This window comes from Streptomyces sp. NPDC048331 (assembly GCF_043201215.1).
Classification (GTDB): Bacteria; Actinomycetota; Actinomycetes; order Streptomycetales; family Streptomycetaceae; genus Streptomyces.
In genome coordinates this window covers 310,188-331,809 of the sequence record NZ_JBICYT010000004.1, presented here as the reverse complement: position 1 = coordinate 331,809, position 21,622 = coordinate 310,188, and the positions used below count along the sequence as shown (strand labels likewise).

At 71.6% G+C, this 21,622-nt stretch carries 25 protein-coding genes; 13 read left to right on the top strand and 12 right to left on the bottom strand.

Going from position 1 to position 21,622, the window contains the following annotated elements; all coding sequences use genetic code 11:
- Positions 1-257 precede the first annotated feature (257 nt).
- The 5 genes from ACGFYY_RS09560 (at position 258) to ACGFYY_RS09540 (ending at position 2,758) form a co-directional block, all read left to right on the top strand.
- On the top strand, positions 258-452 hold the full coding sequence (locus ACGFYY_RS09560; protein ID WP_393707886.1) for a hypothetical protein: 195 nt from the start codon (positions 258-260) through the stop codon (positions 450-452).
- A gap of 134 nt (positions 453-586) precedes the next feature.
- Positions 587-1,417, top strand: a complete 831-nt coding sequence (locus tag ACGFYY_RS09555) for a tetratricopeptide repeat protein (RefSeq protein WP_393707885.1) — start codon at positions 587-589, stop codon at positions 1,415-1,417.
- 93 nt (positions 1,418-1,510) lie between these two features.
- Positions 1,511-1,921 (top strand): DUF4259 domain-containing protein, encoded by a 411-nt coding sequence (locus ACGFYY_RS09550; protein WP_393707884.1) that lies wholly within the window; start codon positions 1,511-1,513, stop codon positions 1,919-1,921.
- 135 nt (positions 1,922-2,056) lie between these two features.
- On the top strand, positions 2,057-2,203 hold the full coding sequence (locus tag ACGFYY_RS09545; protein ID WP_393707883.1) for a hypothetical protein: 147 nt from the start codon (positions 2,057-2,059) through the stop codon (positions 2,201-2,203).
- A gap of 120 nt (positions 2,204-2,323) precedes the next feature.
- Positions 2,324-2,758 carry a hypothetical protein gene (locus ACGFYY_RS09540; RefSeq protein ID WP_393707882.1) on the top strand — a complete coding sequence of 145 codons (435 nt, stop codon included), beginning with the start codon at positions 2,324-2,326 and terminating at the stop codon, positions 2,756-2,758.
- Positions 2,759-2,795: 37 nt separating this feature from the next.
- Here ACGFYY_RS09540 and ACGFYY_RS09535 read toward each other — a convergent pair whose 3' ends face one another.
- The gene (locus ACGFYY_RS09535; RefSeq protein WP_365271458.1) at positions 2,796-3,833 is read right to left on the bottom strand and encodes a PP2C family protein-serine/threonine phosphatase; all 1,038 of its coding nucleotides are present in this window, start codon (positions 3,831-3,833) and stop codon (positions 2,796-2,798) included.
- A gap of 665 nt (positions 3,834-4,498) precedes the next feature.
- Between ACGFYY_RS09535 and ACGFYY_RS09530 the strand changes: the two genes are divergently transcribed.
- Entirely contained in the window at positions 4,499-5,416 is a 918-nt protein-coding gene (locus ACGFYY_RS09530; RefSeq protein WP_365271453.1) for a methyltransferase domain-containing protein, read from the top strand.
- Between the two features lie 206 nt (positions 5,417-5,622).
- The gene (locus tag ACGFYY_RS09525) at positions 5,623-6,684 is read left to right on the top strand and encodes a hypothetical protein (protein ID WP_393707881.1); all 1,062 of its coding nucleotides are present in this window, start codon (positions 5,623-5,625) and stop codon (positions 6,682-6,684) included.
- A gap of 60 nt (positions 6,685-6,744) precedes the next feature.
- Here the strand turns inward: ACGFYY_RS09525 and ACGFYY_RS09520 are convergent, their stop codons facing one another.
- The 6 genes from ACGFYY_RS09520 to ACGFYY_RS09495 all read right to left on the bottom strand — a co-directional run bounded on the left by ACGFYY_RS09520 (position 6,745) and on the right by ACGFYY_RS09495 (position 12,003).
- Positions 6,745-8,142 carry a cytochrome P450 gene (locus ACGFYY_RS09520; RefSeq protein WP_393707880.1) on the bottom strand — a complete coding sequence of 466 codons (1,398 nt, stop codon included), beginning with the start codon at positions 8,140-8,142 and terminating at the stop codon, positions 6,745-6,747.
- Entirely contained in the window at positions 8,139-8,759 is a 621-nt protein-coding gene (locus ACGFYY_RS09515; RefSeq protein ID WP_393707879.1) for an ATP/GTP-binding protein, read from the bottom strand. Before ACGFYY_RS09515 ends, ACGFYY_RS09520 begins: the two co-directional genes overlap by 4 nt.
- The gene (locus ACGFYY_RS09510) at positions 8,740-9,099 is read right to left on the bottom strand and encodes a DUF742 domain-containing protein (protein WP_365271441.1); all 360 of its coding nucleotides are present in this window, start codon (positions 9,097-9,099) and stop codon (positions 8,740-8,742) included. The genes ACGFYY_RS09515 and ACGFYY_RS09510 overlap by 20 nt, the downstream gene beginning before the upstream one ends.
- Positions 9,096-9,503, bottom strand: coding sequence for a roadblock/LC7 domain-containing protein (locus ACGFYY_RS09505; protein WP_030713382.1), 408 nt, complete (start codon positions 9,501-9,503; stop codon positions 9,096-9,098). The genes ACGFYY_RS09510 and ACGFYY_RS09505 overlap by 4 nt, the downstream gene beginning before the upstream one ends.
- A gap of 6 nt (positions 9,504-9,509) precedes the next feature.
- Entirely contained in the window at positions 9,510-10,985 is a 1,476-nt protein-coding gene (locus ACGFYY_RS09500; RefSeq protein ID WP_365271437.1) for an ATP-binding protein, read from the bottom strand.
- A gap of 382 nt (positions 10,986-11,367) precedes the next feature.
- Positions 11,368-12,003, bottom strand: a complete 636-nt coding sequence (locus ACGFYY_RS09495; RefSeq protein ID WP_365271434.1) for a WHG domain-containing protein — start codon at positions 12,001-12,003, stop codon at positions 11,368-11,370.
- 72 nt (positions 12,004-12,075) lie between these two features.
- Between ACGFYY_RS09495 and ACGFYY_RS09490 the strand changes: the two genes are divergently transcribed.
- Complete coding sequence (locus ACGFYY_RS09490; RefSeq protein WP_393707878.1) at positions 12,076-12,864, top strand: SDR family NAD(P)-dependent oxidoreductase; 789 nt, start codon at positions 12,076-12,078, stop codon at positions 12,862-12,864.
- Positions 12,865-12,983: 119 nt separating this feature from the next.
- Here ACGFYY_RS09490 and ACGFYY_RS09485 read toward each other — a convergent pair whose 3' ends face one another.
- The gene (locus ACGFYY_RS09485; RefSeq protein WP_365271428.1) at positions 12,984-13,418 is read right to left on the bottom strand and encodes a hypothetical protein; all 435 of its coding nucleotides are present in this window, start codon (positions 13,416-13,418) and stop codon (positions 12,984-12,986) included.
- Positions 13,419-13,680: 262 nt separating this feature from the next.
- Here ACGFYY_RS09485 and ACGFYY_RS09480 point away from each other — a divergent pair, with 262 nt between their 5' ends.
- From ACGFYY_RS09480 to ACGFYY_RS09470, 3 genes are all read left to right on the top strand, one after another.
- Complete coding sequence (locus ACGFYY_RS09480) at positions 13,681-14,967, top strand: sensor histidine kinase (protein WP_393707877.1); 1,287 nt, start codon at positions 13,681-13,683, stop codon at positions 14,965-14,967.
- 15 nt (positions 14,968-14,982) lie between these two features.
- The gene (locus ACGFYY_RS09475) at positions 14,983-15,699 is read left to right on the top strand and encodes a response regulator (protein WP_393707876.1); all 717 of its coding nucleotides are present in this window, start codon (positions 14,983-14,985) and stop codon (positions 15,697-15,699) included.
- A gap of 71 nt (positions 15,700-15,770) precedes the next feature.
- The gene (locus tag ACGFYY_RS09470; RefSeq protein WP_393707875.1) at positions 15,771-16,553 is read left to right on the top strand and encodes a crotonase/enoyl-CoA hydratase family protein; all 783 of its coding nucleotides are present in this window, start codon (positions 15,771-15,773) and stop codon (positions 16,551-16,553) included.
- Positions 16,554-16,618: 65 nt separating this feature from the next.
- Here ACGFYY_RS09470 and ACGFYY_RS09465 read toward each other — a convergent pair whose 3' ends face one another.
- Positions 16,619-17,077 (bottom strand): flavodoxin family protein, encoded by a 459-nt coding sequence (locus tag ACGFYY_RS09465; protein ID WP_393707874.1) that lies wholly within the window; start codon positions 17,075-17,077, stop codon positions 16,619-16,621.
- A 197-nt stretch (positions 17,078-17,274) separates the two neighbouring features.
- Between ACGFYY_RS09465 and ACGFYY_RS09460 the strand changes: the two genes are divergently transcribed.
- Together ACGFYY_RS09460 and ACGFYY_RS09455 are read left to right on the top strand one after the other, a co-directional pair.
- Entirely contained in the window at positions 17,275-17,418 is a 144-nt protein-coding gene (locus ACGFYY_RS09460; protein WP_393707873.1) for a hypothetical protein, read from the top strand.
- Between the two features lie 5 nt (positions 17,419-17,423).
- Positions 17,424-18,014: a DJ-1/PfpI family protein gene (locus ACGFYY_RS09455; protein WP_393707872.1), complete on the top strand. Its 591-nt coding sequence runs from the start codon at positions 17,424-17,426 to the stop codon at positions 18,012-18,014.
- A gap of 53 nt (positions 18,015-18,067) precedes the next feature.
- On the opposite strand, the gene ACGFYY_RS09450 is transcribed toward ACGFYY_RS09455, so the two are convergent.
- The 3 genes from ACGFYY_RS09450 to ACGFYY_RS09440 are packed head-to-tail and all read right to left on the bottom strand — an operon-like array spanning position 18,068 to position 21,578.
- Entirely contained in the window at positions 18,068-18,421 is a 354-nt protein-coding gene (locus ACGFYY_RS09450; RefSeq protein WP_393707871.1) for a UBP-type zinc finger domain-containing protein, read from the bottom strand.
- Entirely contained in the window at positions 18,418-19,905 is a 1,488-nt protein-coding gene (locus tag ACGFYY_RS09445) for an ATP-binding protein (protein ID WP_393707870.1), read from the bottom strand. Before ACGFYY_RS09445 ends, ACGFYY_RS09450 begins: the two co-directional genes overlap by 4 nt.
- On the bottom strand, positions 19,902-21,578 hold the full coding sequence (locus ACGFYY_RS09440; RefSeq protein WP_393707869.1) for an FAD-dependent oxidoreductase: 1,677 nt from the start codon (positions 21,576-21,578) through the stop codon (positions 19,902-19,904). Before ACGFYY_RS09440 ends, ACGFYY_RS09445 begins: the two co-directional genes overlap by 4 nt.
- Positions 21,579-21,622 lie beyond the last annotated feature (44 nt).

Below are 21,622 nucleotides of genomic sequence, written 5' to 3'. Positions count from 1 at the left end.
ATCTTCACCCTTGGGCGACGCCAGTCGGCTGATCACCGGGGAAACGGCGTGATCTCTGGTGTGAAAGAGCTTGATCTCGCCCTTTCCGTCACGGATCTTCACGCACCGCCCGGCACCCCGGAGCGACGAAGCCGCACTCTTCTCGCGGACTGCTCGTGCCTTCCTCCGCATCCCGGTCAGAGGCCGTCCGCGGTCGTACGGGTGTGCCGCGGCATTGCGGGGGCATACGGACGACACCTCTCGGAAGGAGCCCCACGATGCTCGGCACAGCCGCCGCCGTACTGTTCTTCGTCGCATTCCTGATCAACGCCGCGGAGATCGGCACCAACGTGGTGTTCTCCTCGACGAACGTGATGCTGCTCGGGCTCACGGCCCTGGCCCTGCACGTCGCGGGCATCGGCGCCGGCCGTACCCGCCGTACCAACGGACGGCGGCCCTGGTCCCGCTCCTGATCCGGGAGGCTCCGGCCAGGCGACGCGAGCCGACGGAGCGGGCAAGCAGCCCGCCGTGGGCTCGAACGCACAGGTCGAACCCTGACCTGACCTCTCCTTCGAACCGGTGTGTGTGACCTTCGTATGCTCCGGGCATGAAACTCTTTTCGTGGCGGGGCCGAGGCGGGGCCGCCCGGACGACGAGAACCCCTTTGGACCAGGCCGCGGCCCTGTACCAGGCGGGGCGCTATGCCGCGGCCGAGGCCGAGGCGCGTTCCGTGGCCGCGGCCCGGTCCCGGTCGCGTGACGACGCGTACGCGCCACTGGCACTGGGTATCGCCGCGCTCGCGGCGGGCGCTCAGGGACGCCATGCCGATGCCGTCACCACGTACGACGCACTGCTGCCGGTCTTCGGCAGGATCTTCGGCGCCGAACACCCGCAGACCCTGAAAGTGCGCTCGGACCGCGCGCAGGCGCTGAGTTCACTCGCCCGGCACGCCGAATGCGAGGCGGAGTGTGCGGCCGTCGCCCGGGTCGCGGCCCGCGGCACAGGGCCGGACATGGCGCTCATCACCACGGCTGCCCGTAACGGGCAGATCTTCGCCCTCACCGCGCTGGGCCGCCACTCGGAGGCGGAGGCGCTGGCGTACGAGGCACTTGCCGCCCACCGCGCGTCGGACCGGTTCACCCTGGTCCTGCGTCTCGGTCTGGCCCGCAGCCTCAACGGCCAAGGCCGCCACGAGGAGGCGCTCGCCGAGGCGAAGCGCGCCGACGAGCTGTTCCGCGGTCTGCCCCCGGAGCAGTGCCGCTCGGAAACCGGCGCGGTCGAGCTGGCCACGGCCACCGCCCTTCTCGGCCTGGAGCGCGGCACCGAGGCTCGTCCGCCCGCCGTAGCCGCCCATGACGCCTGCCTGGCCGCACTCGGCCCGGATCACCGTCGCACCGTGGAGGCGAAGGCGTTGCTCGATCGGATCGACAGTGCTTGAGCGGGCGCATCGCGCCGCCGGTCGGGACGCCATTGTCACAGCGTGCTGAGATGCTCCCCTGAGCGCGTACGGATAGGGGAAGGTGAGGGTGGAATGGGAACGTGGGGGACCAATCCGTTCGACAGTGACCTGGCCGCAGACTTCGTCGATGGACTCGCGGGGATGTCGGCCGCGCAGGTCGTCGAGGCGATGACGCGAGCTGTCGTGAAGGTGGCGGAAGCAGGCTCACGTGTGGACGGCGGCGACGGGGCCGAAGCCGTCGCCGCTTCCGCCCTCCTCGCGAGCCGCATTCCGGGCAGCCAGGTGGTGATCGGCCCTGACGACGGCCCCTCCGGGCAATTGCCGGACATACCGCTTTCGCTGCGCCCTGTGGCAGTCCGGGCACTGCGTCGCGTTCTGCAGGACGGATCGGAGCTCGCTGTGGGCTGGGTCGACGGCGCCGATGCGGAGGAATGGCGGGCGACGATCCGGAGGATCATTCGTGTCCTGGACGCCACGCCCTGACTGCAGGGCCGCTTCCGTCCGGAGACGCGCTCCTCGTGGGGCGTGCGGCTCTGGAACTGCCACTGACCGCGATGTCCGACGGGCGCGGGGCTGATGTCAGAGGCTGATGTCAGAGGGTTCCGGTCGGATGAGCCCATGACCGTCCATGACGTGGCCCGCCGGCTCCCCACCGTCGCTGAGCTGCGAGACCTGTGCCGCTTCGCCGCCGTCGCACGGTCCGACGAGGACGCCCACCTGAAGTCGCCGCCGGACGGATCGAAGGGGCCTGTCACGCGCCTGTGACAGTCGGCGGACGGGCCGGTGAAGTTCCGTGGCCAGGCTCTTAGTGAGGGGACAAAGCAGACATTTCTGCTCCTCTCCTCTGGAACCTGACCCTCGTCGCCTCTTCATCGGAGAACTCTCATGGTCCGCAGCACCCGAAAGCAGCGCTTCGCGATGTTCGCCGTCTCGGCCGCCTTCGTCACCGGCGGTGTACTGGTGCCCACCAGTGCGTTCGCCGCCGAGGCCGCCGCGCCGCACACCGGCGAGGTGACCGCGTTCGCGGCCGGCCGTGGTGACCATGCGAAGAGTGGGCATGGGAATGCGAACGGTAAGCATGAGCGGGGTGGCAAGGACAGGTCCAAGGGCAAGAAGAACAGCAAGCCGCGGGACGTGCAGAACATGCCGGGCTGCAAGTTTTACCAGGGCAAGGTGTACTGCGAGCACAAGCCCGAGACCACGAAGCCCGAGACCACGAAGCCCGCTCCGGCCCCGGAGGCGGGTCCCGCGGACCGGGAGAACCCGGACCGGGTTCCGGCGCCCGGCGCGGGCGGGTTCGGTATCGAGCTGAAGATCTGACCCGCCCCGCCCTGCGGAGCGCAGTGGTGCGGCTCGCTCAGGACTCGCACAGACGTACGGCGAGGGCGGCGATGTCGTCGTCGAGGCGGCCCCTGCTGTAGTCGAGCAGGTCGCGGTGCAGCGCGGTGAGGAGCTCGTCGGGTGGTGTCGGGGGCTGTCGGCCCATCCAGGCCGCCAGCGGGAAGAACTCGCCGTCGCGCGCGCGGGTCTCGGCGATCCCGTCGGTGTAGAGAAGCAGCAGGTCGTCGGGGGCGAAGTCGAAGGTGTCGACGCTGTAGTGGTCGCCGATCAACTCCGCGAGGCTGAGCAGGGGCGAGGGGGTGCTGGGTTCGAGGGCGCGGACCTTCCCCGCGTTCAGGAGCAGAGGTGGAGGGTGTCCGCAGTTGAGGATGTCGATACGTCTCCCCCCGTGCGGAATCTCGACGAGCAGGGCGGTGGCGAAGCGCTCCAACGGCCCCTCGGGTGGAAAGGCGCCGTTGTAGCGCATGCTGCTGGCATCCATGCGGCGGGCGATGTCGACCATGTCGGTCTCGTCGTACGCGGCCTCCCGGAAGGCGTTGACGATCGCGGCGGCCGCCCCCACCGCGGGCAGGCCCTTGCCGCGTACGTCACCGATGAGCAGCCTGATCCCGAACGGGGTGTCGACCACCTCGTAGAAGTCCCCGCCGATCCGGGCCTCGGCCGCGGCCGCGAGATAGAGCGACTCGATCTCGACGCGGCCGAAGCGGCGCGGCATGGGGCTGAGCACCACCTGCTGCGCCGCGTCCGCGACGAGCCGTACCTGGAAGAGGGTGCGCTCCCGCTGGAGCCGGACGTGGCTCCCGTACGCGGCGGCCACGGTGACCGCGATGATCCCCGCGGCCGTCCACCACGTCCCCAGGTCGGGGAAGACCATGCCGAGGCCGATCATCAGCAGCAGGCAGACCGTCCCGAGCAGGACGGTGGGGAGCACCGGCCACATGGCGGCGGCGAGGGCCGGCGCTGCGGGCAGGAGGCGGCTGAAGGCCATCTCCGGGGGAGTGGCGTAGGCCAGGCTGGCGATGACGACGGTCAGGATGACCGGCGACAGCCGCACAAGTCTTCCCGGGCCGGGGCGCCGGCGGAGCCGCGGCCTTCCAGACTCGATCACACTTCACAGGATATCTACGTAATGGGGGCATAGCGCTCTGGCGATCGGAGCCGACCGCCTGCCCCGGACCCTCCCGGCGCTCCCCACGGACGGTCCGACCAGGTGGAACGTGGGGCCTCCGCCCACGGAAGCCGGGACGCTCCTCCGCGTCCTGACGGGCCCGCGCAGCCCGCGGGGGCGACCCGGCGACCCTCACCGTCCCGGCCGGACCTCGTTGCGGACCGAAGCCGTCCGCGATGGGGTGACGGGCGGTGACGGGCACCCGCCGGCGGCCGTCCCCGCACGGGTGCGCACGGGTGCGCACGGGCGCTATCTCGCCACCGTCGCCGGCCCGCACCGAGCCGGCGTTCCGGACGCCGCGGACGCGGCCTCCGCGACCTGATGTGGCCCTCACCCCGACTCGATCGGCCTCGGCCGGCCGTACGACCGGTGTCGGTCGGCTCCACACCGGCGAAATTCGGACGCCGTTCCGTGTTGCTCCAGTGGGCTGACGTAGGGCCTGTGAAGTGCCACGATGATCCGTGCTTCGACAGTGTGCCGAACGGGACGCGATGAGCGCGGTGACAGCGTGTCCCGGCGGCAGCCCTACCCCACGAAAGGGCGGACACCCCATGCGCGTCACCCCCCTCGTAGCGTCCTTAGCCGGCGACCAGGGTTCGGCCGCGGACGATCCCATACAGCTGTACTACAGCCACAAGACCCAGGAGATCCTGCACAAGTACGGCCCGGGCCCGCGTGTCCACTTCCACGTGGGGCTGTATCCGGACGGCCCGCCGGACACCACCGTCCCCCAGAGCGTCGTGAAGCAGCGCATGCTCGACGCGCAGGAGCGCATCGTCGAGCACTCGGCCCGAGCGTGGGGCGCGTACGAGGCGCCTCCCCGGCGGCTGTTGGACATCGGCTGCGGGCTCGGTGGCACCTCGCTCTACTGGGCCCAGGAGCACGGAGCGGCGGTCACCAGCCTCACCGTCGCGGCCGAACACATCCCGATCGTGCGGCACTTCGCCCTGCAGGCCGGGGTCGGGGAGAGATTGGACCCCGTACTGGCCGATGTGCACGACCTGGACGAGACCCGTGCCTACGACGCCGTCTACGCCAACGAGAGCAGCGGCTACACCGACCGGGCCCGGCTCTTCGAGGTCGTCGCCAAGGCGTTGGAGCCCGGCGGGTGGTTCGGGATCCAGGAACACTTCGTGGGCCGCTCCACCTGGCGCGAGTTCATCGACGGCTACTACAGAACGCGACTCGGACTCAGAGGGGAGTACCTGACCGCGGCCGAGGCGGCCGGGTTCGAACTCGTGCATGAGGAGGACGTGACGGACTCGGTGGCGGAGTTCTGGGTGCAGTCCATGGCGTGGAACACCGCCGAACTGGATCGGCTCCGCGCGGGGGTCGACGCCGCGCCCGGGGCCTGGACCGGCGAGCGGCTCGAACAGTCGACGATCGCGCACAGCAGGTTCTTCCGGCTCTGGCGGGACCACGCGGTGCAGACCCGGTTGCTGCAGTTCCGGATCGGGGGCCGCCGATGACGTTGCCACCCGTACCCGTACCCCTACCCGCTTCCATACCCGCATCCGCCGCGCCAACCGCACCAGCACCCGCACCCGCATCGCCACCGACACCGACACCGCCGGCGCCACCGACACCGGCGCCGCGCCCCTCCCGCCTCGGTGCGCGCCTGCCGGCCTTCTACTGCCCCCTGGAACGCGATCTCGTCCATCCCCGGGCGAAGTGGGTGGAGGCCCAGGCGGTCGAGTGGCTGGACGCCTTCGGCGTCTACCCCGATCCGGTCGAGCGCGCCTGGGGTCTCGCCACGCACAGCGCCGACTTCTCCTGCCGCATCATCCCCGACGGGAGCGTCGACGCCCTCCTGCTCTTCACCGAGTGGAACTACTGGGCCAACGCCGTCGACGACTGGCAGGACTCGGGATCGGACGAGGTGGGGACGGGGGCCGTCGTCGAACACGGCGTACGCCTGCTGCGCACCATCGAGGACTCGGGGGCGTCGGTGCTGCCCGACGGACCGATGACCCGTGCGCTGCTGGACCTGGTCCGCCGCACCCACGCCCTGCTCACACCCTACGAGCTGCGCAGGTTCGTCGAGGGGACGCGTGACTGGCTGCTCGGAGCGGCCTGGCGGGCCGCCCAGGCCGAGGCGGGCACCATGCCGAGATTGAACGACTTCGTCGCCATGGGGCCGTTGGCGAACGGCACGCGCTTCTCGCTGACCTGGTCCGACGTCGCGCGCGGGGACCGGCTGCCGGCCGACGTGCTCTGCTCCCGCGCCCTGACGGCACTGACCGATGCGGCGGGATTCGTCGTCAGCGCGGACAACGACCTGTTCTCCTACGACAAGGACGATCACCTGGAGCCGCGCGAGGTGAATCTGGTCAACGTCCTCGCCCACCAGGAGAACTGCTCACCCGCCGAGGCGGTGCCGCTCGCGGTGGCCCTGCGTGACCGGGTGATGGTCCTCTTCCTGACGCTCCGGACGCGCCTGGAGGCCGGCGCCGACGCGCAACTGCGGCGTCATCTGGCGGCGTTGGGCCATTACGTGGCCGGCTCCATCACCTGGCAGAGCCGGGCGCCGCGGTACGCGAGCCCGCGCAACCGGCATGAACTGCCGCTCGCCCAAGCCCGGTTCGCGATCCGGTTCGCCGATGTTCCCGGCTGCGCCGATGTTCCCGGATCCGCCGATGTTCCCGGCTCCGCCGACCTGCCCCGGTTCGCCGGAACCGAGCCGCCGGACGTGCCGGCCCTCGCCTCCTGGTGGCAGCACGTACACGTGCGCGACTGAGCGGTGATGACACGCCCGAGGCCCCGACCGGTGCGGTCGGGGCCTCGGTACGCGGAGCCGTCAGCCGATGCCGAGCAGCCGCCGCCACCAGCTCACCCCGCGGCGCCGGCGACCGGGGACCGGGGGCGCGGCCGTCGGCTGCGGCGGGACGAACACGTGCTCAGGGTGCCCGGCCGGCTGCTCTGCCTCGGGCTGCGTGCTCGGTACGGGGCGCGGGGCGAACCGTACGGGCAGGGACAGCAGGTGGCGTGACATGAGGGTGCCGCGCCACTGCAGCTCGCTCGCGTCGACCGCCAGCTGGAGGTCGGGCAGCCGGTCCAGCAGGACCTCGATGCCGGTGTCCGCGATGGCACGGCCGATGTCCTGGCCCGGGCACTCGTGCGGGCCGCTGCTGAACGCCAGGTGGGAACGGTTGCCGTGGACGGAGGCCTCGGGATCCGGCCGGATCTGCGGGTCGGCGTTGCCCGCGGCCAGCCCCAGCAGGATCATGTCGCCGGCCTTCACCTGCTGGCCGCCGAGCAGGGTGTCACCCGTGGCCCAGCGCCCGATGATCGTGTTGATCGGCGGGTCGTCCCACAGGACCTGCTCCAGGGCGTCGGGCAGCGTCATGTGCCCTCCGGAGAGGCTGGCCCGGAAGCGCGGGTCGGTCAGTACGGTGCGCAGCGTGTTGGCGATCAGGTTGGCGGTGGTCTCGTAGGCCGCGATCAGTACGACGCGCAGGTGCATCAGCACCTCGGTGTCGCTCAGGTTCGCGGGGTGCTCGATCAGCCATGAGGCGAGGTCGCGCACCGGCCTGGCCTTGCGTTCGACCACCAGGTGTTCCAGCGTGGCGGTGACGTAACGGTCGCTCTGCAGGGCCGTCTCGGTTCCCTGGAGCATGTCGCGCGCCGCGTTGACCAGCAGCGGGCCGTGCTCGTCGGGCGCTCCGACGAGCTGGGTCATGACCAGCATGGGGAGCTGGTCGGAGAAGGCCGACACCAGGTCTGCGTACCCCTCGGCCGCGATCTGGTCGACGAGCTGGTTGGCGAAGCGGGTCACGTAGCGGCGGATGCCGCGCTTGTCGAAGCGCTCCAGGGACTCCACCACGGCCGAGCGCAGCCGCTCGTGCACGGGACCGTCGGTGAAGTTGCACACCGGTACCCAGGAGACCATCGGACCGAGCGGGGTGTCCGCCGGTACCCGGCCCTCCCGCATGTCGCGCCAGCCCCGCGGGTCACGGGCGAAGCGCGAGGACGTGCGCGCCACGTCCAGGTTCTCCCGGTGGCCGAGGACCAGCCAGGCCGGGAGGTCACCGCTCACCAGGACGGGGGCCACCGGCCCGTGTTCGGCCCGCAGCTTCTCGTACAGCGCGAGGGGATCGGCCTGGGCCTCCGCTCCGTGGAGCCGGTAGAGACCGCCCGAGGTCGCCGCCGCCGCGTGGGCGGGGCACTCGGGCGGTGGGGTGGGGGTGGTGCTCACATTGCCTCCTGGGTGGCTGCCTGGGAGTGCAGGTAGCGCATGAGGGTCAGCAGGACATCGCGGGACGAGTCCCGTCGTCTGGCGTCGCAGACGAGGATCGGGACGGCGGGGGGCAGATCGAGGGCCTGGCGCAGTTCCTCCAGCGGATGCTCGGGTGCGCCGGGGAAGGAGTTGACGGCCACGACGAAGGGCACGCCCCGCTCCTCCAACCGTCCGATGACATCGAAGCTGATCTCCAGGCGGCGGGTGTCGAGGAGTACGACCGCTCCGAGCGCGCCCTCGAAGAGCCCGCGCCACAGGAACCAGAAGCGCTCCTGGCCCGGGGTGCCGAACAGGTAGAGGACCAGCTCGTCGTTGATGCTGATGCGGCCGAAGTCCATGGCGACGGTGGTGGTGATCTTGCGGTCCACGCCCCAGGTGTCGTCGACGCCGACACCGGCCCTGGTCATCGTCTCCTCGGTCGTCAGCGGCTTGATCTCGCTGACCGCACCGACCATCGTCGTCTTGCCCACACCGAATCCGCCGACGATGACGATCTTCACGGCGGCCGCGGCGGTCTGCGGGAGTATGTCCGCCGGGCGTGGCCCGGCGGGCGGGTCAGAGCTTCTGAAGTCCATCGATCACTGCCTCGATCAGAGCAAGGTCGGGTAGCTGCGCGGCGGGAACGGGCGGGCGGACGTACACGCGCTGAGCGGCCATCAGGTCCCCGACCAGCACGGTGACGACGCTCACGGGCAGGCTCGCGTACGCGGCGATCTCGGCCACCGACAGCGGTGACTGGCACATCCGTAGGATGGCCGCCTGCTCGGGCTGCATCTCGGGCCGGGCGGACCCTTTGGCCACGACTAAGGTCACGAGGTCCAGATGGACGGCGGTGGAGGGTCCACTGCGTCCGCCGGTGATGACGTAGAGCCGTTCGGGGCTGCCGTCCTCCCAGCTTGTGGGTGGCTCATTCACGCGGGCTGCCCGTCATGTCGGGGCGGGCTGCTCAGGTGGTCCCCCATTCGGGTCACCAGGTTCCGCATCTGTGCGCCCATCAGGCCGGCGTCCACGCCCTCGTCGGCGAGGACCGCGAGGTAGGAGCCGTCGCCGGCGGCCATCAGGTAGAAGAACCCGCCGTCCATCTCGATCACGACGAGACGCATCCGGCCCTCCGAGCGGGGCAGTTCCGCGGCCACCGCTCCGGCCAGGCTCTGCAGGCCCGCGCAGGCCGCCGCCAGGCGGTCGGCCGTGTCGGTCTCGGCCCCGTACTGCGCCACGCACAGACCGTCCGCGGACAGGACGATCACGTGCCGCGTCTGCGGCACTCCGGCGGCCAGGTCCTTGAGCATCCAGTCCATGCTGCTGATTCGCTGAGTCATCACTGCTTACGCCCCCTTGGTGGCTGAACCCGACGTGCCTTCGGTACCCGGCGCATCGTGGCCGGGCGTGCCGGACAATCCGCTGTGGAACGCCTCCAGCCACATCCCGGGGCCGCCGTCGTCGGCCGACCGGGGCTCCGGGGCCGGCCGCGCCTCGGAGGTGGCCACACGGTCCTTCCGACGTCGCTGCGGCAGGCCGGTCGAGGTACGTGCGGCGGTCTCCGGCTGCCCGGCGCTCACGGGCGCCGGCCTGGGAGCCGGAGCCGGCCGGGGCACGCCCACGCCCGCCGACGAGCGGTCGAAGGGGTGCTCGCGCGGGGTGGCGGCCACGGCCCTGGGTCCCGAGGAGGAGCCGATGCCGTGGGCGAGACCGGTCGCGGAGGAGGCCGTGGTGATCAGGTGCTGCGGCACGATCACCACGGCGCGGACGCCGCCGTACGCGGACGAGCGCAGGGACACCTGGAACCCGTACGCCTGCGCCAGCCGGCCGACCACCGCCAGCCCCAGCCGCGGCGTCTCGCCCAGGTCGTTGAGGTCGATCCCGGACTGCGCCTGCGCGAGCATCTTCTCCGCGCGGCTGCGCGCCTCCTCGCTCATGCTCAGGCCGCCGTCCTCGATCTCGACGGCGATGCCCGACTGCACCTCGACGGCGGTCAGGTGGACCCGGGTGTGCGGGGGCGAGTACCGGGTGGCGTTGTCCAGCAGCTCCGCCAGGGTGTGGATCAGCGGTTCCACGATCGGACCGACGACGGCGACCTCGGAGACCGAGTGCAGTTCCACGCGCTGGTAGTCGATGATCCTCGACATCGCGCCGCGCATCACGCTGTACAGGGTGACGGCCCGGCTCCACTGGCGGCCGGGGCGCGCGCCACCGAGGACCGAGATGGAATCGGCGAGCCGGCCGATCAGGGCGGTGCCGTGGTCGAGCCGCAGCAGGTCGCCGAACACGTCCGGGTTGCTGCCGTGCCGGTCCTCCATCTCGCGCATCTCGTGGGCCTGCTGATGGACGATCGCCTGCACGCGGCGGGCGACGTTCACGAAGGCACGCTGCGCCGAGTCGCGCAGGCTCTCCTCGTTGTCGACCGCGTCGATGACGTGGGCCAGGACGGCCTGGAGGGCGGCCCTGAAGCGCGGTGTCAGGGCCTCGTCGTCGCCCCAGCGGGTGCCGCGGCCGCCGCGCCCGCCCAGGGCGGTCAGTACCTCCTCGGCCAGCTCGCCCTTGCGCAGTCGCTCGATGGCCTCGGGCAGCACCGACTCGGAGAGCCGGGCGGCCTCGACCTCCTGCCGGGCCAGCGCGTGCTGGAGGGCCGCGACCTGGGCGCGCCCGGCGGCGAGCGCGCGCCCGCGCCGTCTCGCTTCGACGAAGGCCGCCGCGGTGCACACGGCGCCGACGGCGATCAGGGCGGTGCCGAGCGGCGCCGATGCGGAAGCGAGCGCTCCCACCAGGCAGGCGGCGGCCACGACCGCGATCGCGGGCAGCATTCGGCTTGCTCTTCCCTCCAGGGGGGGACTTTCGGGGGGAGTACCTCTTTGCTCCATCGGCGTCCTCGAACTATCGAAAAGGGGGGCCTTCTGACCGGTGGGCGGGAGCATAACTACGCCCAACTTCCCGCATGTGAGCTTTCGTTGGAGTTCATCGGACCGGAGGAACCGTTATGCGCCATCGATGACGCCGGATTTCGGCGGGAAAAGGGGCCGACGTACGGTCCGTGCCGACGTAACGGGAGGTCGGCGGCCTGACGGCGCCGTTTTTCGCGCGGGAACGCAGGGGCACGTTCCGATCGGTTCCGGCCGCACCCCTTCGCGCGCCGGTGGCGCGGCAGGCGGAAATGCGCTAAGTCGCGAAGGAGGCGGCCGGACGCCCCTACGCGGTGCGACCGGGTGTGCCGAGGCCGGTGAGCAGGATGTCGAGGGCGAGGTCCGTCGCCTCTTCCAGCGGTGTGTCCTCGAGGAGGGAGCCGACGGCCAGGGCGGCGAGGCCGTGCACCACGGAGAAGGCGACCTGGGCGAGCCGGGCCGGGTCGCCCGGCCGTACGACGCCCTCCCGCTGGGCGAGGGCGATCAGTTCGGCGGCGATCTCCAGGCTCTGGTGGCCGAGTGCGCGCAGTTCGTCGCTGGACCGGTCGGCGTGCTTGGCCGTGAACATCAGGCTCAGCAGCGGGGCGTGCGCGACGGCGAAGTCGATGTACGCGCGGCCCATGCCGGCGAGCCGGGCGGTGACGGGTCCGGCATCGCCCACGGCGGCCCGGAGGCGTGCGTTGAGGCGGGTGAAGCCGCCCACGGCGAGCGCGTCCAGCAGCGCCTGGCGGTCACGGAAGTGGCGGCCCGGTGCCGCGTGGCTCACACCGAGGTCCCGCGCGAGCGCGCGGAGGGAGAGGCTGTCCGCCCCCGAGGACGCGAGCACGTCCTCCGCGCGTGCCAGCAGGGCCTCCCTGAGATTGCCGTGGTGATAAGGCGCGTCGGCGTCGGCCAAGGCGATTCCCTCCTCTGATGTTGTCATTGACAACAATGTTTGCTCTGCCTACATTCAAGTATCGACCATCGACCGGAGTCCCGGAACGGAGCCCGACCCATGTCTATGACATACCGCGGAACCACAGCCCTGATCACCGGGGCGAGTGCAGGCCTCGGTGTCGAGTTCGCCCGGCAGTGGGCGCGGCGCGGAGCGGACGTCGTCCTCGTCGCCCGGCGCGTCGACCGGCTCCAGGAGCTGGCGGCGGACCTGGAGCGCAGCCACGGGATCACGGCCCGCCCGATCGCCGTGGACCTCGCCCGGCCCGGTGCCGCGGCAGCGCTGCGCGCGGAGCTCGACGCACTCGGCGTACCGGTCCACACCTTGATCAACAACGCGGGCTTCGGCACTCACGGCTCCTTCGCCGACGAGGACCCCGGCCGGATCAGCGAGATGATCCAGCTCAACGTGCTCGCCGTCACGGAGCTGACCCGAGAGTTCCTGCCCGCCCTGACGGCCGACGGCCGGGGCGCCCTCGTCACCGTGGCCAGCGCGGCCGCCTACCAGCCGACCCCGGCGATGGCGGTCTACGGCGCCACGAAGGCCTTCGTCCTGAACTTCACCGAGGCGGTCGCGTACGAGACCCGCGCTTCCTCCCTGCGGGTGCTCGCCGTCTCGCCGGGGCCGGTCCGCACCGAGTTCTTCGACGTCGTCGGCAGCCGGGACGCCGCCGTGGGCCGGATGGCCACCCCGGAGCAGGTCGTCACCGCGACGCGCCGGGCGCTGGAACGCGGCAGGACCCCCGCCAGCATCGTCGTCGGCCTCACCAACCGGCTCAACGCCACGGCGTCCGCCCTGGTCCCCCGCCGCCTCGCCCTGGCCGTGGCGGGGCGGGCCCTCAAGGCGTGACCGGGCGCGGAACCGTGTCGAGGCGCGCCGCGCGGACGTCCGGACGCGCCTCCTGAAGCACCGAAGGGCGGGCCGTCACAGGGGTGACGACCCGCCCTTCGGGCTGTGGCGGAAGCGGCCTACCAGGCGGCGCGGCAGTTCAGCAGCTTGCTGGTGCCGACCTTGCGGTCGCAGGCGTACGCCTTCACGTCCTTCTTGTTCTTGAAGGTCCAGCTCTTCGAGCCGTTGACGACCGCGACATGGTTCGTCACACGGTGCCAGGCACCGTCCTTCCAGTCCTGGTAGGCCAGGGCCAGGACGGCCTCGTAACCGTCGCCCGCCACCTTGTCCTTGGCCGTCGCGCCCTTGAACGACCCGGAGTAGATCTTCTCCTGGGTTCCCGGGACGGACCCCGACACGTGGTACTCGTAGGTGCCGCTGATCTCGGCCTTGCCGCTGGTCGAGGTCTGGTGGAAGCCCATGGTGGCCGCGCTCGCGGTACCCGCGAGCCCGATGACGAGGGCCGAGGCGACGGCGGCGGCTCCGAGAAGCGTGCGCTGCACAGGAGTGGTCATGGCTGTGTCTCCCTTTCTCAGGGAATCGGAGGTCGACGGGCCGCCGCCACCCCGTTGCGCTCCGGCGGTCGGCCCGACAGAAAGCTAGGCGAGCCGGGGGCCGCCCGGCGGCCCGCGCCCGGATGATTCGACTCTCCACCCGGGACGGGTGGCGGGCGGCCGACCTGCAACCACGGCGGTAGCGGGACCCTGCGGGCGCGGTAGGGCCCGGTCCCGCCTCAGGCGCATGGCCCCGCCGCCCGATGGCCCGTAGGCTGCGCCGATGCACGCTGGATCGGGTTTTCTCGACAGGCTCGGCGGAAGGCACCGCCCGCTGCTCACCGACCTGTTGCTCGCACTGGGCTACATCGGTGCCGGCCTGTTGCTGGGGCAGGAGCGGCCGCCGACCGGATGGCGGTCGGTGGACGTGCTGGGGGCGGTCCTGACCGCTCTGGTCGGTCTGGTCATGGTGGCCCGCCGGCTCGCGCCCGTCGTGGTGTTCGCCGCCGCCTGTGTGTTGTGGGTCCTGTTCATCGCCTGCGGGTACTGGCCGGTGGTCAATTCGATGCCGGCGCTCCTGGGCCTGTACACGGTGGCGGCGACCCGTCGCCTCCCCACCGCGCTCGTCTGCGCGGCCGTCGTAGGGGGAGTGTGGGTGTACGCCGGGATCGGCAACATCGAGCACAGCTCGATGCCGACCGTCCTCGCCCAGGCGGTCCTGTTCCCGGCCGTCGTGTTCGTGGTCGGACGCGGCTCGGGAGCGCTCGCCGAACGGAACAGGCAGTTCGCCGAACTGACCCTCCAACTGCGTCGACAGCAGGAGGAGAAGGCCCTCCAGGCGCTCACGGAGGAGCGGGTGCGCATCGCGCGGGAACTGCACGATGTGGTCGCCCACCACATGTCGGTCATCTCGCTCCAGGCGGGCATGGCCTCGTACGTGTTCCCCACGGACCCGGCGGCGAGCCGCCGGGCCCTGGACACCATCGCCGACACCAGCCGGGAGGCGCTGGAGGAGATGCGCCGGATGCTCGTACTCCTGAGGGTCGGCCAGGAGGAACAGGGGGACGCGGGAACCGTCCCCGGCGGCGCGCACGCGCTGGAGGACGGCGTCGATCACGCCCCGGCCCCCGGGATCGACCTACTGGAACGACTGCTGGAGCGGGTGCGCGGCGCGGGGGTCGAGGTCACCCTGGAGGTCACGGGCTCCCCGCCCCGGCTGTCGCAGGGCATGGCCCTGTGCGTGTACCGCGTGGTCCAGGAGGCGCTGACGAATGTGCTCAAGCACGCGGGACCGACCAGGGCGGCCGTGACCATCCGCTACGAACGCCGCACCATCGTGGTGCGCGTGATGAACGACGAGGGCGACAAGTTCCAGCCAAACCAGGAGATGTCACCTGGTCACGGCTTGATCGGTATGAGAGAGCGCGCGAAGATCTACGGCGGGTCGGTCACCGCCGGCCCCCGCCCCCTCGGCGGATTCGAGGTGCGACTCACCCTTCCGGCCCCCACCACCGGTGACCGGCCGGGTGGTCTGCCGGCCCCGGGCTCCGGGGACGTCCCTATCCGATGAGGACCGCATTCCCCGATGCCGACGGTACTGGTGGTCGACGATCAACTACTCATCCGTGCCGGACTGGTGGCTCTGCTGAACGCCGCTCCGGGGCTGTGCGTGGTCGGCGAGGCCCGCGACGGGGAAGAAGCCCTCCGACTGGCCGAGGCCACCGCCCCCGATGTCATCCTCATGGACCTCCGGATGCCGGGTACCGACGGCATCACCGCGACGGAACGCATCCTTCGCCGGGCGGGTGACGCGGGTGTCACACCGCCGAAGATTCTCGTGCTGACCACCTTCGACCTCGACGAATACGTCTACAACGCCCTGCGTGCCGGGGCCTGCGGGTTCCTGCTCAAGGAAACCCCTCCCGAACGCCTGGTCGCCGCCGTCCACACCGTCGCCTCGGGCGACATGCTCTTCGCGCCGACCGTCACCAGACGCCTGATCGAGGCGTACCGTCCCGGGCCGACATCACCGGGGGTGATCGCCCCGGAATGGCACACCGTGACCGGCCGGGAGCGCGATGTGCTGCGACTCGTGGCCACGGGTGCGACGAACACGGAAGTCGCGGAGCAACTCTTCATCAGCGAAGCCACCGTGAAGACCCACCTCAACCGCGCGATGGCCAAGCTGGGGCTCTCCAGCCGCGCGCAGGTCGTCGTCTTCGCCTACGAGACCGCGCTCGTGACGCCCGGCGGCCCGACGGGCCCGCCCTGCTCCCCAGCTGACGTGGGCCGGCCGGGCTGAGCGTCCGGGGTCCCGCGCGCGGCGGCCACCCCACCCCACCATGGAGATCGGCGAGCGGGAAAGGAACGGGCATGGCGGACGAGCGGGCCTCGGTACGCGTGGAGCGGGACGGCCCCGTGTACACGGTGATCCTGAGCAGGCCAGAGGTACGTAACGCCGTGGACGGGCCGACGGCGGCACGACTGGCCGACGCGTTCCGGGAGTTCGATGCGGACGAGGACGCGGCCGTGGCCGTGCTCTGGGGCGAGGGCGGTACGTTCTGCGCGGGCGCCGACCTCAAGGCCATCGGCACCGAGCGCGGCAACCAGGTGCTCGCCTCCGGCGACGGACCCATGGGGCCCACCCGGATGCGGCTCGGCAAGCCGGTGATCGCGGCCGTCGCGGGGCACGCGGTGGCGGGCGGCCTGGAGCTGGCGCTCTGGTGCGACCTGCGGGTGGTGGAGGAGGACGCGGTGTTCGGGGTGTTCTGCCGCCGTTGGGGCGTCCCCCTGATCGACGGCGGTACGGTGAGGCTGCCCCGCCTGATCGGCGAGAGCCGGGCCATGGACCTGATCCTGACGGGCCGTCCGGTATCGGCGTCCGAGGCGCACGGGATCGGGCTGGCCAACCGTGTGGTCCCGGCGGGCGGATCGAGGACCGCAGCCGAGGAGTTGGCTCGCGAGATCGCCGGATTCCCCCGGATCTGCCTGCGCCACGACCGGCTGTCCGTCCTGGAACAGCACGGACTGTCCGAGGAGGACGCACTGGCGGGGGAGTGCCGGCACGGCATGGTGCCACTGACCGCGGGCGAGACGCAGGCCGGCGCGGGCCGGTTCGCCGCCGGAGCGGGCCGACACGGCGCCTTCGGGCAGTAGCGGCACGGGGCTGGGAGGAGCGGCGTACCCGGTCACCGCAAGCCTCCCGCACCCCGGCCGCCCGGTCATCGGCCGAGCCGTAGGCCCTCGGCGAACGCGCGGGCGGCGGCCAGGTCGTCCCCGTCCGGACGCCGCCTGTTGATGCCGCCGACCAGCTTGAACGGGGCCCACGTGTCGAACCCGCGGCAGGTGAAGGTGCCTTCGACCTGGTAGCCCTTGCCTTCGAGGAGCCGTACCGCCGGGCGGGTGAACGGCGCGCTCGTCCATGGCGGCAGACCGCTCGTGGCGAAGACGAAGGCTCGCCCCGAGGACGCCGGCAGCGCACGGACGAAACCGAGCAGGTCCGGGTGCATCCGCCGGGAGAACACACCGGAGCCGAAGCCCACCAGATCGTAGCCCCCCGGCTCCGAGGTCGATACTTCCTCCGGCGTGACCACACGGGCGCCGAGCACCTCTCCCATCGCCGCCGCGACGCGGCGGGTGTTGCCGTGGGACACGGACGTGCACACCAGCAAGGTCTTCATGAGCGTCTCCTTCGTCGGTCGACTTCGCAGGGCGCCTTCCGCAGCAGGGACCGGACAGGCCCGCCGGATGTGACACCCCGCTGTGGTGCCCGCCACAACGTGGCCCGGGAACCCGGCCGGAGGCCGTCCCGACTCCTGTTGGAGAGCGGCGGGCCGGTCACCGGGGCTCAGCCGCGCTGAACGGAAGGAACCGTCGGATGAACCGCAGGAACGTGCTCCGGGCCCAGGTCGCCGTCGGCGCCGCGGCCGCGTTCGCGAGCGCCGCCGGGGTGGCCGCGGCGGCGGAACCGCGACTCGTCGGGAAGCCGGCGGGGCCGTTACGCGTCCACGTGGTCCTGTAGACGGTGTGGAGGAGCTCGACTTCGCCGCGCCCTACGAGGTCTTCTGCGCGGCGCGGTTCTTCACCGGCCGGCAGGTGGACGTCCGCTACGTCTCCACCTCCGGGCCGGGGGTCGTGCGGGCCGCCTACGGCACGCGCGTGACCGTCGAGCACGGCTGGGATCCGCGCGCCGCGGACATCCTCCTCGTGCCCGGCGGCGGATACGCCCGCCGTGACAGCCCCGGCGTATGGGCCGAGATCCGCGGCGGCGTCCTCCCGAGGCAACTGGCCGCGGCCGTACGCCCCGGCCTCACCGTCAGCTCCGTCTGTACGGGCACCATGCTGCTGGCCGCCGCGGGCCTCACCACGAACCGCCCCTGCACCACCCACCACAAGGCGCGGCCCGACCTGGAGAAGCGGGGCGGCCTCCTGAAGAACGGTCGTGTGGTGGACGACGGCGACCTGGTCACCGCCGGCGGCATCACCTCCGGGCTGGACCTCGCACTGTGGCTCGTACGCCGCGAACTCGGTGCGGAGGTGGCGACGAGCGTGGAGACCATGCTCGAATACGAGGCCCGCGGCACGGTATGGACGCCGCCCGTCGGCGACGGGGCCTGAGCGAACCGTCGCACCCTCGCGACCCCGCCGGCGCCGCCCGGCGGGGTCGCGGGTCAGCGGTTCAGGCGCCGGGTCCAGTCCTCGGGTACCCGGCCGGCCGGGCCCGGGGCCGGCTGGTCCGCCGGGTGGTCGCGGGGGGCGGTCAGTTCGGGGCCGGAGTCGTACAGGGCGTCCGTGGCGTAGTTCCAGAACCAGTCCTCACCCGGCTCGAAGCTCTGCACCAGGGGGTGGCCGGTGGACTTCCAGTGGGCGGTGGCGTGCTGGGCCGGGGAGGAGTCGCAGCAGCCGATGTGGCCGCACTGGGCGCAGCGCCGCAGGTGGAACCACCAGCCGCCCAGCTCGTCGCACTCGACGCAGCCGGTGCCGGTGGGCGCGGCGCCCGGGTCGATTCCCTCGATCTCGCTCATGCGCGCTCCTCAGCTGTTTCGGTCGCGGCTTCGGCTTCTGCTTCGGTCTCGGGGGCCGGGGCGGTCAGGGGCAGCAGCACCTGGAACCGGGTGTCACCGGGGGCGGACTCGACCTGGAGGCTGCCGTGGTGCTTGTTGACGACGATCCGCCAGGAGATGTCGAGGCCCAGACCTGTGCCCTCGCCGACCGGCTTGGTGGTGAAGAAGGGGTCGAAGATGCGGCTGCGGATGTCCGCCGGGATGCCGGGTCCGGTGTCTCCGAACTCCACGAGCAGGCGGTCGCCCTCGCGCGCGGTCCGGACCGTCAGCGTGCCCTGCGCGCCGGTGCTCCCGATGGCGAACACGGCGTTGTCGATGAGGTTGGTCCACACCTGGTTGAGCTCCGCCGGGTAGGCGGGCACGTCGGGTACGGAGCGGTCGTACTCCTTGACCACCCGCACCCGTGAGCCGATCTTGCCGGACAGCATCAGCAGCGTGCTGTCGAGGAGTTCGTGGACGTCGACGACCCGATACGGGGCTCGGTCGAGCTGCGAGTACTGTTTGGCCGCGTCCACGAGGTGGGAGATGCGGGTGGTGGAGTCGTCGATCTCGTCCATCAACAACTCGGTCTCGACCGTGTAGTTGAGCCAGCCGATCGCCGACGGCAGGATCTCCTCGGCCACGGTCGCCGCGACCTGCTCCAGCCAGTCCGTGTCCAGCCCGGCCTGCACGAACGTCGGGGCGAGCCGCCAGCCCTCCGCGATGCCGTGCTCGTCCAGCCAGTCGGCGAGCTCGTCCTCCCGGTCGGAGGCCTCCAACGGACTCAGCGCCGTCGCCTTCGCGACGCGCTCGACGGTCCGCTCCTGGATCTCGATGAGGTCGGCGATCGTCTCGCGCGAGTACTGGCCCTGGGAGATGTGGGCCAGCTTGTGCCGCATCTTGCCGACCCGCTCCCGCAGTGTCGCCGTGGCCCGGACGGCCGCCGCCGCCGGATTGTTGAGTTCATGGGTGAGGCCGGCCGACAACGACCCCAGTGCCAGCAGCCGTTCGCGCTGCCCGATGGCCCGCTGGGTGTTCTTGGAGCCGAAGAACAGTCCCTCCAGCAGGTGTGCCGCCATCGGGAACCACTCCCGCATGATGTCCGCGAACGACTGCGCGGGCAGCACGAAGAACCGCGTCGGCTCCGTCACCCGCATCGAGTTGGTGTACGCCTGCGGCACCTGTTCGCCCAGGTACGCCTGCATCGCCCCCGCGTACACGCCGCGCTGCGAGGTCCGGCTCACCTCGACGTCGTCGCCGCCGACCCGCCGGGACAGTACGACCGTGCCCTCGATCATCACGTAGAAGCAGGTGGCGGTGCCGCCCTCGGTGTACACCGGTCCGGCTTCGAACCGCTCCACCCGCCCCTCGGCGCACAGCCGCCCGAGCTGCTCGGGGGTCAACTTCTCGAACAGGAACAACGAGGCGATCTCCTGCGGGCTGCAGGGCATGGCCTGTCCGCTCATGACTGCTCCAGGTACCGGTGGACGAGCATGACGGCCATGGCTCCCTCTCCGACGGCGGAGGCGACGCGCTTCGCGGACTGGGCGCGTGCGTCGCCCGCCACGAACACACCGGGAATGTTGGTCTCCAGGTGGTAGGGCGGCCGGTCCAGTCCCCACTCGGCCGGCGGGCGCCCGTCCGCCGTCAGGTCCGGTCCGGCCAGGATGAAACCGTGCTCGTCGCGCAGCACCGTACCGTCCAGCCAGTCGGTCAGCGGGGCCGCGCCGATGAACACGAACATCCACTGCGCGTCGACGAGTTCGCTCGCTCCGCCGTCCACGTCCCGCAGGGTCAACTGCTCCAGGTGCCCCTCGCCGTGCGCCGCCTCGACGACCGTCCGGGTGCGCACGGTGATGTTCGGAGTCTCCTCGATCTGCTGGATCAGGTAGTACGACATCGAGTCGTTCAGGGACTCCCCGCGCACCAGCAGCGTCACCGACTTGGCGCCCCGCGCCAGGTACATCGCCGCCTGCCCGGCCGAGTTGGCGCCGCCCACGATGTACACGTCCTGCCCCAGGCAGGAGGCCGCCTCGGTCAACGAGGAGCCGTAGTACACCCCGCAGCCGGTCAGTTGGTCGCAGCCCGGGGCGCGGAGCTGCCGGTACGACACGCCGGTCGCCAGGATGACGCTGTGGGCGGCGATCGCCGAACCGTCCGAGAAGCGGACGATGCGCGCCGCTCCGTTCACCTCCAGCCCCGTGACCTCGCGCGCCGTGAGGATCTCGGCGCCGAACCGACCGGCCTGACGGCGGGCCCGCTCCGTGAGCTGGGCACCGGACACGCCGTCCGGGAAGCCGAGGTAGTTCTCGATGCGGGAGCTCTGCCCGGCCTGTCCGCCGGTCGCCGACCGCTCGACCAGTACGGTACGCAGCCCCTCGGAGGCCCCGTACACCGCCGAGCCGAGCCCGGCCGGGCCGCCGCCGATGACGACGAGGTCGTAGAAGTCGGCGGCCGGCGTCGTCGCGAGGCCCACGTGGGCGGCCAGCTCGGGCGCCTCCGGTTCGATCAGCGCGGTGCCCTCGGGCGTGATGACCAGCGGGAGACGTCGGCCGTCGGCCCCGGCCGCCTCCAGCAGCCGCCGTCCCTCCGGTTCGTCGGAGGAGTACCAGCGGTACGGCACCTGGTTGCGAGCCAGGAACTCCCGGACGTCCGAGGAACGCGCCGACCAGCGGTGCCCCACCACCTTGGTGGCGGGGACCGGACGGTAGTCGCTGGTCCGCCAGGCCGTGAGCAGATCGTCCACGACCGGGTAGAGCTTCTCCTCCGGCGGGTCCCAGGGCTTGAGCAGGTAATGGTCGAGGTCGACGACGTTGATCGCGTCGATCGCCGCGTTGGTGTCGGCGTACGCGGTCAGCAGCACCCGCCGGGCGCCGGGGTACACCGCCAGGGCCTGTTCGAGGAACTCGATGCCGTTCATCTGCGGCATCCGGTAGTCGGCGAGGATCACCGCGACCAGGTCGCCGCGCAGCTTCAGCTCGCGGAGCGCGTCCAGCGCGGACTCGCCGGACTCGGCGCGCACGATCCGGTACTCGGCGCCGTAGCGCCGCCGCAGGTCACGGGCGATGGCCCGGGAGACCCCAGGGTCGTCGTCCACGGTCAGGATGACGGTCCGCGCTGTGTCGGCGGCCTGTGCCATACGTCGTCTCCACCCGAGTGTTCTGGGCCGGCGGCCGGCCGGCC